This window comes from Variovorax sp. P4_B11 (assembly GCF_056402355.1).
The window spans coordinates 59,053-71,139 of the sequence record NZ_JBFUHO010000015.1 but is presented as its reverse complement, the minus strand read 5'-3'; the positions used below and the strand labels follow the sequence as shown (position 1 = coordinate 71,139).

14 protein-coding genes are annotated in these 12,087 nt (G+C 67.0%); 13 read left to right on the top strand and 1 reads right to left on the bottom strand.

Going from position 1 to position 12,087, the window contains the following annotated elements; translation table 11 throughout:
* Positions 1-43: 43 nt before the first annotated feature.
* Positions 44-487 carry a DoxX family protein gene (locus AC1DYD_RS15810; RefSeq protein ID WP_478173697.1) on the top strand — a complete coding sequence of 148 codons (444 nt, stop codon included), beginning with the start codon at positions 44-46 and terminating at the stop codon, positions 485-487.
* Here the strand turns inward: AC1DYD_RS15810 and AC1DYD_RS15805 are convergent.
* Positions 484-1,173: a GntR family transcriptional regulator gene (locus tag AC1DYD_RS15805; RefSeq protein ID WP_478173696.1), complete on the bottom strand. Its 690-nt coding sequence runs from the start codon at positions 1,171-1,173 to the stop codon at positions 484-486. The genes AC1DYD_RS15810 and AC1DYD_RS15805 overlap by 4 nt on opposite strands.
* Before the next feature lie 154 nt (positions 1,174-1,327).
* Here AC1DYD_RS15805 and AC1DYD_RS15800 point away from each other — a divergent pair, with 154 nt between their 5' ends.
* From AC1DYD_RS15800 to AC1DYD_RS15745, 12 genes are read left to right on the top strand one after another with little or no spacing between them, the layout of a single operon-like run.
* Entirely contained in the window at positions 1,328-2,512 is a 1,185-nt protein-coding gene (locus AC1DYD_RS15800) for a cytochrome P450 (RefSeq protein ID WP_478173695.1), read from the top strand.
* 8 nt (positions 2,513-2,520) lie between these two features.
* Complete coding sequence (locus tag AC1DYD_RS15795; RefSeq protein WP_478173694.1) at positions 2,521-3,522, top strand: PDR/VanB family oxidoreductase; 1,002 nt, start codon at positions 2,521-2,523, stop codon at positions 3,520-3,522.
* Between the two features lie 34 nt (positions 3,523-3,556).
* Positions 3,557-4,726 (top strand): ABC transporter substrate-binding protein, encoded by a 1,170-nt coding sequence (locus AC1DYD_RS15790; RefSeq protein WP_478173693.1) that lies wholly within the window; start codon positions 3,557-3,559, stop codon positions 4,724-4,726.
* Positions 4,727-4,761: 35 nt separating this feature from the next.
* Positions 4,762-5,628: a branched-chain amino acid ABC transporter permease gene (locus AC1DYD_RS15785; protein WP_478173692.1), complete on the top strand. Its 867-nt coding sequence runs from the start codon at positions 4,762-4,764 to the stop codon at positions 5,626-5,628.
* Between the two features lies 1 nt (position 5,629).
* A complete protein-coding gene (locus AC1DYD_RS15780; protein ID WP_478173691.1) occupies positions 5,630-6,616 on the top strand; it encodes a branched-chain amino acid ABC transporter permease in 987 nt (328 codons plus the stop codon).
* Positions 6,580-7,425, top strand: coding sequence for an ABC transporter ATP-binding protein (locus AC1DYD_RS15775; RefSeq protein ID WP_478173690.1), 846 nt, complete (start codon positions 6,580-6,582; stop codon positions 7,423-7,425). The genes AC1DYD_RS15780 and AC1DYD_RS15775 overlap by 37 nt, the downstream gene beginning before the upstream one ends.
* Positions 7,415-8,125: an ABC transporter ATP-binding protein gene (locus AC1DYD_RS15770; RefSeq protein ID WP_478173689.1), complete on the top strand. Its 711-nt coding sequence runs from the start codon at positions 7,415-7,417 to the stop codon at positions 8,123-8,125. The genes AC1DYD_RS15775 and AC1DYD_RS15770 overlap by 11 nt, the downstream gene beginning before the upstream one ends.
* A gap of 22 nt (positions 8,126-8,147) precedes the next feature.
* Positions 8,148-8,546 carry a RidA family protein gene (locus tag AC1DYD_RS15765; RefSeq protein WP_478173688.1) on the top strand — a complete coding sequence of 133 codons (399 nt, stop codon included), beginning with the start codon at positions 8,148-8,150 and terminating at the stop codon, positions 8,544-8,546.
* Complete coding sequence (locus tag AC1DYD_RS15760) at positions 8,543-10,084, top strand: fatty acyl-CoA synthetase (protein ID WP_478173687.1); 1,542 nt, start codon at positions 8,543-8,545, stop codon at positions 10,082-10,084. The genes AC1DYD_RS15765 and AC1DYD_RS15760 overlap by 4 nt, the downstream gene beginning before the upstream one ends.
* Positions 10,085-10,092: 8 nt before the next feature.
* Positions 10,093-10,776, top strand: a complete 684-nt coding sequence (locus AC1DYD_RS15755; protein ID WP_478173686.1) for an RraA family protein — start codon at positions 10,093-10,095, stop codon at positions 10,774-10,776.
* On the top strand, positions 10,773-11,429 hold the full coding sequence (locus AC1DYD_RS15750) for an RraA family protein (protein WP_478173685.1): 657 nt from the start codon (positions 10,773-10,775) through the stop codon (positions 11,427-11,429). Before AC1DYD_RS15755 ends, AC1DYD_RS15750 begins: the two co-directional genes overlap by 4 nt.
* Entirely contained in the window at positions 11,426-12,085 is a 660-nt protein-coding gene (locus tag AC1DYD_RS15745; RefSeq protein WP_478173684.1) for a 4-carboxy-4-hydroxy-2-oxoadipate aldolase/oxaloacetate decarboxylase, read from the top strand. The genes AC1DYD_RS15750 and AC1DYD_RS15745 overlap by 4 nt, the downstream gene beginning before the upstream one ends.
* Positions 12,086-12,087: the final 2 nt, after the last annotated feature.

Below are 12,087 nucleotides of genomic sequence, written 5' to 3'. Positions count from 1 at the left end.
ATAGAGTCTCAACCGAGCCGATGTGCGCTCGTTCATTCAAGTCTTGGAGATCATCATCATGTCGAATATTTCGAAAGCCGGCGCGGGCGCGATTCCCCTGGTGGGCCGTGTGCTTCTGGCCATCCTCTTCATCCTGAGCGGTCTCGGAAAGCTGGCCGCACCGGCCGCGACGCAGGGCTACATCGCGTCGATGAACGTGCCGCTGCCCGTAGTCGCCTACGCTGTCGCCGTCGTGGTGGAAGTCGCCGGGGGCATCATGCTGCTGGTCGGCTACCGCGCGCGGCTCGCAGCGATTGCGCTCGCCGTGTTCACGGCCGCCGCTGCCTTCCTCTTCCACAACAACTTTGGCGATCAGAACCAGTTCATTCACTTCGTGAAGAACATCGCGATCGTCGGTGGCCTGCTGCAGGTCGTGGGCTACGGCGCGGGGCTTCTCAGTCTGGACGCGCGCCTTGCGGGCAAGAGCAGCCGGCTGCAGACGGCCTAGGTGGGGAGCGCCACTTCTCTCGGCCCCTGGCCGATCTGCGCCGGCAAGCCGCTCGCCGTGCTTGCGCGGTGCAACTCCATCATCTCGAGGCAGCGCGACATGTCGCGCCGCACGAGGGAATCGATCAAAAGGTCGTGCTCGTCCACCGTGCGCTGGCGCGCGGTCGATTCGGCCATCTTGCTGGCGATGAAAAGGTCGGCCATCACCCAGAGCCGCTTGACCTCTTCAAGGATCAGACGGGAGGGCGAGAGCTCGTAGATCTTCAAATGGAACTCCCGGTTCAGGCGAACCAGTGGCGTCCAGTCGGCCGCCGACACGCACTCGCGCATCTGTCGGTTGAACTCGCGCAAGTCCTCGATGATGGCCGCATCAGGCCATTCGATCGACGCCAGCAACTCGTTTTCCAGCAACTGAAGGATCCGGCGGATCTGGGCCAGCTCATTGGGCGCCCGCTTGGCCACGAAGTAGCCGGCGTTGGGCCGGTGTCTCAGCAGGCCCTGGTCGGCGAGGACGTTCAGCGCCTCGCGAAGCGGTACCCGGCTGACGCCAAGCTCCTCGGCCATTTCCTGCTGTCGGATCTGCTCGCCGGGGGAGAGCGCACCCGAGACAACCATGGCGCGCAACTGCTGCAGCGCGCGCTCCATGGATTTGGCCGTCTGCGGAGAGTTGGGGCGGGTATGCGGCATGGCTGCGACTCAGGCTGGAAGTCTGTACAGCAGTGTACGCCTTCTGTCAGACAGGATTGAATTCAAAATGAGGGTTAGTCCTCATTGAATGCGAAATTGAATTCAATAAAGTATGTCGAACGGCACCTGAACCCCCGCACCTTGGACCCCCACCATGGCCACTTCGGACTCTTTCACCTTCGATCCGTACTCCATCGACGTCCAGGAGAACCCGTACCCGTACTACGCGGTGCTGCGCTGCGACCACCCCCTCTACTGGTGCGAACGGGCGAACTGCTGGGCGCTGAGCCGGTACGACGACGTTGCGGCGGCATGCAGTGATCCCGCGCGCTTCTCCTCGGCCCGTGGCAACGTGCTCGATGACGATCCGGCCCGCATGGGCAACACCCTGGGCACCAGCGACCCGCCCAAGCACGACCGGCTGCGCGGCCTGGTGAACGCCGCCTTCATGCGCGGCCGCGTGCTCGAGCGCGAATCGCGGCTGCGCGCGATCACGCAGGAATACATGGACGACTTCGTCGCGTCGGGCGGCGGGGACCTGATCCAGCAACTGACGGCGCGCATCAGCACCTCGACCATCTGCGACATCCTCGGCTTCGAGCGGGCGGACCACGTTCAGCTCAAAAAGTGGGTGGACGGGCTGATCTATCGCGACCCGGGCACTCGCCAGCTCCCACCCTCTGGGCAGGAAGCTCGCAAGAAGATGGTCGAGTACGCGCAGGCCACGATCGCGGCCCGCCGCGAGCAGCCGCGCGACGACCTGATCAGCGCCTTGATCGCTGCCGAAGTAGAGGGCAGCAAGCTCACGCCGACCGACCTCATGCACACAGTGGCTACGCTGCTCGGCGCAGGAATCGAGAGCGCGTCCAGCTTCATCGGCAATGCCATGCTGGCGCTTTCGGAGCATCCCGACCAGGCGCGGCTGCTCGCGGCCGACCTCGCCCTGGCGCCGCAGGCCATCGAGGAGATGCTGCGCTACGACACCCCGACGCAACGGTTCCATCGCACCGCGACGCAGGACATCGAGATGCACGGAAAGACGATCCGGGCGGGGCAGAGCGTCCTCGTGATGTACGGATCGGCCAATCGCGACGAGCGCAAGTTCGCCGACCCGGATCGCCTCGACATCACGCGCGCCCCCGGGCGGCACCTGGCCATGGGCCACGGAACGCATTTCTGTCTCGGGGCGCAGCTCGCCAAGGCGATGTCGCGGATCTTCCTCGAGGAGTGGTTCGCGCGAATCAGGGACTTCGAGCTTCACCACGACCGTGTCATACGCATGCACTCACCGGTTTTCCGGGGGCTCAGCGCCATGCCCGTGAGCGTCACGCTCCATTGAGGCGCGAAATGACCACGACCACCCCATCGATGCCGACGGGCCTGACCGTCCGGATTACGGAGATCGTCCGCAAGGCCCAGGGTGTCGTCGCGCTGGAACTGCAGGCCGCGGACGGGGGCATGCTGCATCCGTTCACGGCCGGCTCTCACATCGATGTGGAACTGCCGGTGCAGGACGGCACCGGCAACTCCATCGTGCGGCAGTACTCGCTGTGCAACGAGCCCGGGCAGGTGGACCGCTACGTCATCGGCGTCGGCCTCGACGTAGCGAGCCGGGGCGGGTCTGCATGGCTGCACAACGGCGCGCGGCTGGGCGGCACGTTGCGGGTCAGCATGCCTCGCAATCATTTCCAGCTCGAAGAGGACGCGGAGGACTCGGTCCTCGTGGCCGGTGGCATCGGCATCACGCCGCTGCTCGCCATGGCGCGTCGCCTGAGCACGCTCCAGCGCCGCTGGACGCTGTACTACTGCGCGCGCACCCCGGAGCATGCCGCCTTCCTGCGCGAGCTCGAAGACCTGCCCGGGCGCGTCATTCCAGTGTTCGACGGCGTGCCGGGCGGCAAGCCCATCGATCTCGCCCGAGTCGTGGAGGAGGCGCCCGCGCACGCGCACTTGTATTGCTGCGGACCCACATCGCTCATGGAGTCATTTCAGCGAGCCGCGGCGCAGCGCGCTGCCCGGCAGGTGCACGTCGAGTGGTTCAAGCCACCTCAAGCCGCACCCGCCGCCAATCCGTCTGCGGACGGCCCCTTCCAGGTCGCGCTCGCGCGCAGCGGAATCGAGCTCGACGTTCCCGCAGACCGCTCGATCCTCGAGGTGCTGATGGAAGCAGGCGTGCCGGTCCAGCACTCTTGCTGCGATGGTGTCTGCGGAACCTGCGAGACCCGAGTGCTCGAGGGCGTGCCAGAACACCGCGACCTCGTCCTTCTCGGCGACGAGGCGACGACGACCGAACGAATGATGGTCTGCGTATCGCGCTGCGTCGGCTCGCGGCTCGTGCTGGACCTGTAGCAAGTCCGATTCCCCTTCCACCAAGAGGCGCCCTATGTCGAACTACATCCGAACCGTTGCCACCGCAGCGCTGACCATCGCCTTGGCGCTTCCGGCCCTCGCGCAGGAAACCATCAAGGTTGGCCTGCTGTTCACCTACTCGGGGCCCTCCGGCATCAGCGGCCAGCTCTCCGACAACGCCATCAAGATGTTCGTGCAGAAGCATGGAAGCTCCGTTGCCGGGAAGAAGATCGAGTTCGTCAAGCGCGACACGACCGGGCCGAATCCGGAGGTCGCGAAGCGCCTGGCTCAGGAGCTGATCGTGCGCGAGAAGGTCCAGATCCTGATCGGGCCCGACTTCACGCCCAACGTGCTGGCGGTGGCACCGATGGTGACGGAAGCCAAGGTCCCGACCTTCATCACCGGCGCGGCGACGAGCGGCATCGTGGCGGAGAAGTCGCCTTACTACGTTCGCACCTTCTATGCCGTCCCGCAGATCGTGCGCCCGATGGCGCAGTGGGCCTGGCAGAACGGGGTCAAGAAGCCGTACGTGATCGTGGCCGACTTTGGCCCCGGCCATGAATCGGAAGCGGCTTTCACGAAGACCTTCGTCGATCTCGGTGGCCAGATCGCCGGCAACAGCCGGGTGTCGCTGCGCAATCCGGAGTTCTCGAGCTACATGCAGCGAATCAAGGATGCCAAGCCGGATGCGGTGTTCGTCTTCCTGCCCATCAGCGAACTCGGACCGCAGTTCCTGAAGGCCTATTCGGACTCCGGCCTCAAGGGCGGGAACATCCGGCTCCTGGCCACGGGCGACGTGAGCGACGAGAGCGTGGTCGATGCCGCGGGCGACGCCGCGCTCGGCCTGATCACCGTCGGGACGTACTCGCACGTCCATGACTCGGCACTCAACCGCCGCTTCGTCGCGGAGTACACGCAGAACTACGGCAAGACGCCGCGCCATACCGCCGCCACGGTCGCGGTCTGGGACGCGCTTCAGCTGATCTACGACGGGATCGCCGCCCAGGGGCCGGACAAGTTCGACGCCGACAAGTTCATGGCCTTCGTGAAGGGACGCAGCTTCGAGAGCCTGCGTGGCCCCGTGACGATCGACAAGGCAAGCGGCGACATCACCCAGAACGTCTATCTCCGGCGCGTGGAGAGGCAGGACGGAGTACTCCAGAACGTCGAGTTCTCGACCGTCAAGGACGTCCCCGCCAAGTAGGCGGCAACGAAGCGCAGCACCGACGCCGCACCACCATGACCGCGCTGCTCACCATCATCTTCAACGGCCTGGCCTACGGCGTGCTGCTGTTCATCATCGCCGTCGGCCTGTCGGTGACGATGGGGATGATGCGCTTCGTGAACCTGGCGCAGGTCAGCCTCTCCATGCTGGGCGGCTACGTGACCGTGATGACCGTCGGTTCGCTGGGCTGGCCTTTTCTTGCCAGCCTGCCGCTCGCCTTCGTCTGTGTCGGGCTCTTCTCCATCGTGCTCGAACGCCTCGTGCTGCGCCACTTCTACGGCAGCGACGATCTCACCCAGGTGCTGCTGACGCTGGGCCTCGTCTTCATGTCGATCTCGTCGGCAGCGTACATCTGGGGGCCTTCATTCCGGCCGGTACAGGTGCCGGAGTGGCTGAGCGGGCAGGCATCGGTGCTCGGCCTGGTGCTCGAGCGCTACCGGCTCTTCCTCGTGGTCGCCGGAGGCCTGATCGCCGCCGCCCTCGTGATCGGATTGGAACGCACCCGCTTCGGTGCCATGGTGCGCGCATGCGTCGACAGCCGCCGCGCGGCGTCAGGCTGCGGCATTAACACCAACCGGGTGTTCGCCCTGACATTCGCGCTGGGTGGCGGGCTGGCCGGCCTGGGCGGCGCGCTTGCTGCGAATCTGCTGAGCCTGGACCCCAACTTCCCGCTGCGCTACCTGGTCTATGTGCTGATCGTCGTGTCGGTCGGCGGCATGGGCAACATCCTCGGCAGCCTCGCGGCCGCGCTGCTGATCGGCGCCGCCGACGTGGTCGGCAAGTACTACCTGCCGGCGGCGGGTGGAGTCTTCATCTATGTCCTCACGGTCGCCATCGTCATGTGGCGCCCCCAGGGACTGCTTGGACGAAAGGCGGCGTGACATGCGCGACGCATTGCCCAGCTGGTTCGCCGAGCGCGCACGCTGGAAGGCCTTGGAGTGGGCCTTCTGGATCGTGCTTGTCGCGCTCTACTTCATTCCGCAAAGCAACCTGCCCCTGCTCTCGCAGGTCCTGGTCTGGGGATTGTTCGCGCTTTCGCTCGACTTGCTGCTCGGCTACCGGGGCATACCGTCGCTGGGCCATGCCGCCTTCTTCGGCATCGGCGCCTACGTGGCCGGCTTCCTTGGCAAGTACGGATGGACTGAGCCGCTGAGCGGGCTCGTGGTCGCTGCGCTTGCATCCGGCATCGCGGGCCTGGCCACCGGACGCGTGGTGCGCAACCTGCACGGGCTGGGGCTGCTGATGGTCACGCTGGGCCTGAACATGATCCTGTTCGACTTCGCGCTGCGCTCCACCGACATCACCGGCGGCGACGACGGCCTGCAGGGCATCGTCATCGCGCCCGTGCTCGGCGTGTTCAGGTTCGACATGGCGGGCCGCACCGCCTACCTCTACACGCTAGGGGTCGTGTTCCTCTGCTTCGTCGGCGTGCGCGCACTGGTGAAATCGCCGTTCGGGTTGGCGCTCCTGGGCGCACGCGACAACCCGCGGCGGATGGCCGCGCTGGGCGCACCGATCGAGGGCGATCTCACGCTGACCTTCGGAATCTCCGCCGCGATTGCGGGCCTCGCAGGTGCCTTGCTGACGCAGACCACGCAGTTCGTGTCGCCCGAGGCGCTGGCTTTCACACGCTCCGCCGACGTTCTCGTGATGCTCGTGATCGGCGGCGGCGCCATGCTCTACGGCGGCTTCGTCGGGGCCGCGATCTTCCTGATGATGCGTGACCTGTTGTCCGCATTCAACCCCATCTACTGGTACTTCTGGATCGGCCTGTTGCTCGTCGTCATCGTCTCGGCCTTCCGCAAGGGCATGCTGCCGTCCCTTGCAGCCGGATGGACGTCGTGGAAGCTGCGGAGGGCGCGGGCGTGAATACGAGCGCGGCGCAAGCCGTGGAGGTCCCCGCGCAGGCGCCGGACGCGCACAGCGGCGCCACGACGGCCGGCTGGATCCTCCGGATCCACGGGTTGAAGATGGCGTTCGGCGGCCTGACGATCTTCCGGGGTCTGGATTTCGACCTCCGCCGTGGCGAGAGGCACGCCATCATCGGCCCCAACGGCGCCGGCAAGAGCACCTTCGTGAACCTGGTCACCGGGATGCTGAAGCCCACGGGCGGCGAGATCCTGATCGATGGGAAGGACATGACGGCCGCCAGCCCGCAGCAGAGAGTGAAGGCGGGGCTCGTCAGGACCTTCCAGATCAACACGCTCTTCGCGAAGCTGACGCCCCTCGAGTCCGTCGTGCTCGCGCTGGCCGAGCGCGATGGCCTGGCCCGCCCGTCGTTCCGGCCTGTCCATCGGCACGGGGCGCAGGTCGACGAAGCAGGTGCGCTGCTCGAGCGCTTCGGGCTGGCAGATGCTGTGTACACGCCCACGCAGGCTCTTGCCTACGGCGAGCAACGGTTGCTCGAAGTCGTGGTGGCTGTCGCGCTACGGCCCAAGGCGCTGCTGCTCGACGAGCCCGCGGCGGGCCTTTCCACTGCGCAGGGAGTGGCCCTCTTCGAGCGCCTGTCGCAGGTCGCCGCCGACACGACCGTGCTCTTCATCGAGCACGACATGCACCTCGTCTTTCGTTTTGCCGACCGCGTGTCGGTGTTCGCCGGCGGATCGATGATCGCGCAGGGAACGCCGGACGAGGTGCGTACCAACGAAGAGGTGCGGGGGGCCTATCTTGGTCACTGATGTCCTCCTCGATGTCCGTCGGCTGTGCGCCGGCTACGGCAACGCGCGGGTCCTGCACGAACTCGACCTGCAACTCATGCAGGGCGAGATCCTGGTGGTCCTTGGACGCAACGGCGTCGGCAAGACGACGCTGGTCGAGACGCTGATGGGACTGACCACCTGGCATTCCGGCGAGATCAGCTTCGATGGCAGGCGCGTCGAATCCGCCCCCGCGCATGTGCGCAACCGAGTGGGGCTCGCCTGGGTACCGCAGCAGCGCGAGGTATTCGCTTCGCTCACCGTCGAAGAGAACCTCGCCGTGGTCTCGCGGCCCGGCCACTGGAGCCTGGAAGGTGTCTACCGCTTGTTCCCGCGCCTGAAGGAGCGGCGGAGCAACCTGGGCACCCAGCTTTCCGGCGGCGAGCAGCAGATGCTGGCCATGGGGCGCGCGTTGATGACCAACCCGAAGCTGCTGCTGCTCGACGAGCCGGTCGAAGGGCTCGCGCCGTTGGTGGTGCAGGACATGCTGCTCGCGATCCGCCGCATGCGCGAGGAATCCGGGGTGTCGGTGATCCTCGTCGAGCAGAAGCACGACCTGGCCCTGGCGCAGGGCGGCCGGTGCGTGGTCATCGACCATGGCACCGTGGTGCACGCGGGTGCCAGCGAAGCGCTGCTGCGCGATCAACTTTTGCTCGACCGCCTGCTGGGCGTCGCCGCCTGATCCCGTTCAAGAGAGGAACTCAATGACAACACATCGCCCACGTTCGCTGGAAGTCGCCGGTGTCTCGCACGGCGCCGCGCCGATCCCCTTGGGCGCCAGGGTCGGCAGCACGATCTACTCGTCCGGAATCCCCGGCATCGACCCCGCCACCGGGCAATTGGCGCAGGACGCGGCCGGACAGGCGCGCTTCGCCTTTCAGAACATGCGCGCGATGCTCGAAGCTGGCGGCGCGACGCCGGACGACGTGGTGCGCATCACCGTCTACCTGAAGGACAACGCCGCGCGCGAACACGTCAATGCGCAATGGGTCGAGTGCTTCCCCGATCCCCACGACCGGCCGGCGCGCCACTCGCTGGTCTACGACCTGCAAGGCGGGATGCTGCTGCAGCTCGAAGTCGTCGCTGTACTGGACGCGCCATGAACGATCACCATCGACAAACCCTCGGCGACCTGCTTCGCCGCACGGCCCGGCGCTTCCCCCGGAAGCTCGCGATCCGTTGCGGCAACACGGACTGGACGTACGCCGAGTTCGACGCCATCTGCAACCGGCTCGCACGCGGCCTCGCCGAGAACGGCATCGAGCCGGGCGACCGGGTCGCCGTGCTCGCGCGCAATTCGCATGCCTTCGCGGCCTTGCGCTTCGCGCTGGCCCGGCTCGGTGCGGTGCTGGTTCCGATCAACTTCATGCTCAACGCCGAGGAAACCCGCTTCATTCTCGAACACTCCGGCGCGCGCCTGTTGTGCGTCGATTCGGGCCTCGCGGCCCTGGGCCTCGAAGCCACGCGCGGCACACCGGTCCGGCACTGCCTGTGGCTGCCGGCGGAGGAAGACAGCGTGCCGGTCGACGGCATGCTCCGATTCGACGAGCTGCTGCGCGCCAGCGAGGAGCCGATCGAGCGGGACATCTCCGGGTCGATGCTGCTGCAGATCGTCTACACGAGCGGAACGGAGTCGCGGCCCAAGGGCGCGATGCTGACGCACGACGCGGTGATCGCCGAATACGTGACATGCCTCGTGGATGCCGAGATCGCCGAGGGCGACCGGGTGCTGCACGCGCTGCCGCTCTACCACTGCGCCCAGCTCGACGTGTTCCTCGGCCCCTGTGTCTACGTGGGGGCGACGAACGTGATCACGGCGAGGCCGACGCCGGACAACCTGCTCGCGCTGATGGCGGCCAACGGCATCACCTCGTTCTTCGCGCCGCCCACGGTGTGGATCTCGCTGCTTCGCTCGCCGACCTTCGACGCGACCGACCTGTCGCGACTCGCCAAGGGCTACTACGGGGCCTCGATCATGCCGGTGGAGGTTCTGAAGGAACTCCAGCGGCGCGTGCCGAAGGTGCGGCTGTGGAACCTGTACGGTCAGACGGAGATCGCGCCGGTGGCGACTGTGCTGAAGCCCGAGGACCAGCTGCGGAAGGCCGGCTCGGCCGGCCGCGCGGCGCTCAACGTGGAGACGCGCGTCGTCGACGACCGCATGGAGGACGTTGCCGTCGGGGAGGTCGGCGAGGTCGTGCACCGGTCGCCGCAACTGCTGGGCGGCTACTTCCACGACGATGAGCGTACGCGCGCGGCCTTCGAGGGCGGGTGGTTCCACAGCGGCGACCTGGCCACCATCGACGAGGACGGCTACATCACGATCGTCGACCGCAAGAAGGACATGATCAAGAGCGGCGGCGAGAACGTCGCGAGCCGCGAGGTGGAGGAGGCGATCTATGGCATCGCCGGCGTGTCGGAAGTCGCCGTCATCGGGCTGCCGGATCCAACGTGGATCGAAGCGGTCACGGCCGTCATCGTGACAAAGCCCGGCCAGGTGCTGACGGAGCAAGGGGTGATCGCCGCATGCCGGGACCGGCTCGCCGGCTTCAAGGTGCCCAAGCGCGTGATCCTCACGGACGCGCTCCCGAAGAACCCCAGCGGCAAACTGCTCAAGCGCGAGCTTCGCCAGCGCTACGCATGAGGGAAAGCATGGACGACATCATCACGCGATTGAAGCGGCTGGATTGCTGCGCCGTCTCGGACGCGATGGACAAGCTCGGCATTTCCGGGCGGCTCGCGAGCGGGCTTGAACAACGCGCCACGACGCAACGCATTGCCGGGCGCGCGCAGACCTACCGGCTTGCACCCGCTTCCGACGTCCCGCCTGCACAGGGCTCGCCCAGGCACCTCGGGACCACTGCGATCGAAGCTGCCGCGCCCGGCGACGTCATCGTCGTCGAGCAGCGCACCGGCATCGACGCCGGCAGTTGGGGCGGCATCCTGACTCTCGGCGCCAAGTTGCGCGGCGTTGCCGGCGTGGTCGTCGATGGCCCGGTGCGGGACATCGACGAGGCGCGCGCCTACGGATTCCCCGTGTACAGCACCGCACTCACGGCGCGCACTGCGCGAGGCCGCGTGGCCGAGATCGAATGCAACGGGCCCGTCACGATCCGCGATGTATCGGTCAACCCCGGCGACTACGTGCTGGCCGACGCGAGCGGGGTTGCGTTCATTCCCGCAGACGACGCAGCCCGTGTGCTCGACGCCGCGGAGGCCATCGCGGCGCGCGAGGCTGCCATGGCCAAGGCACTGCTGGCGGGGCGTTCGATCACCGAGGTGATGGGCGCCGACTACGAACACATGCTGCACCAGCCGGAACGAGGAAACCGATGACCGATACCAACGTGGCGCGCGCCGCGAAACTCGACACAGCCACCTTGAGCGATGCCCTGGACCGGCACGGCCTGGCCGGGCAGTGCCATCGCATCAAGCCGCGATCCACCGATTTCCGGATGACGGGGCGTGCGTGGACGCTCCAGTATGGGCCTGCAGCCAATCCGCCGGGGACGGTGGGCGACTACATCGACGAGGTCGAGGCGGGCAGCGTGATCGTCCTGGCCAACAGTGGCCGTGACGACGTGACCGTCTGGGGCGACATCCTCACCGAAGTCGCCCACCGCAAGGGCATCGCAGGCACGGTGATCGACGGCATCAACCGCGACGTCTCGCTCGCGCTGGAACTGAAGTACCCCATCTACAGCCGCGACAACTGGATGCGGACCGGAAAGGACCGCGTGCAGGTCGAGGCGACCCAGATTCCGGTGAACATCGGCAATGCGAGGGTCGCGCCCGGCGACCTGATCCGCGGCGACGCCGATGGCGTGGTCGTGATCCCGAGGAACTTCGAAGACAAGGTGCTCGACTCGGCCGAGGAGATCCAGCGGGCCGAAGACGCGATCCGCGCGTCGGTCCGCGCCGGCATGAGCCTGCGCGAAGCGCGCGAGAAGCACCGCTATCACAGCCTGCAGACGCGGGAGGCGAAGTGAGCACCGAACCGACCGGACCCACGATCCGCAACGAGATCCGGCGCGTCGATGGCGCGGTGGTTGCTGCCGCAGCCACGCTGGGTGCGGCCACGCTGCATGAAGCCGGCGGCCGCATTGGCGTCATGCCGTCCGCGATCAAGCCCGTCTCGCCCGGCTTTCGCGTCTGCGGTCCGGCGGTCACCGTGCATTCGCCGGGCGGGGACAACCTGTGGCTCCATCGCGCGATCTACGTCGCGCAACCGGGCGACGTGCTGGTCGTTCACGTCAGTGGCGAACACGATTTCGGCTACTGGGGCGAGATCATGTCGTGCGCCGCGGCGGCCCGCGGCCTGGCGGGACTCGTCATCGACGGCTGCGTCCGCGACGGCGCCCTGCTGGCGGAATTCGGATTCCCGGTGTTCGCGCGCGGCCTGTGCATTCGCGGAACCGGCAAAGACTTCGGCGCGCGCGGCTGGATCAACCACCCGCAGCTCTTCGGCGACCTGTGCGTCGATGCCGGAGACCTGGTGGTCGGCGATACGGATGGTGTCGTCGTCGTGCCGCGTGATCGCGCGGCGCAGGTCGTCGACGCAGCGCACGAGCGCGAGTCGAAGGAAGCCGCGATCCTGCAGCGCCTGCGCGCCGGCGAGCGAACGCTCGAGCTCTACAACTTCTGAAC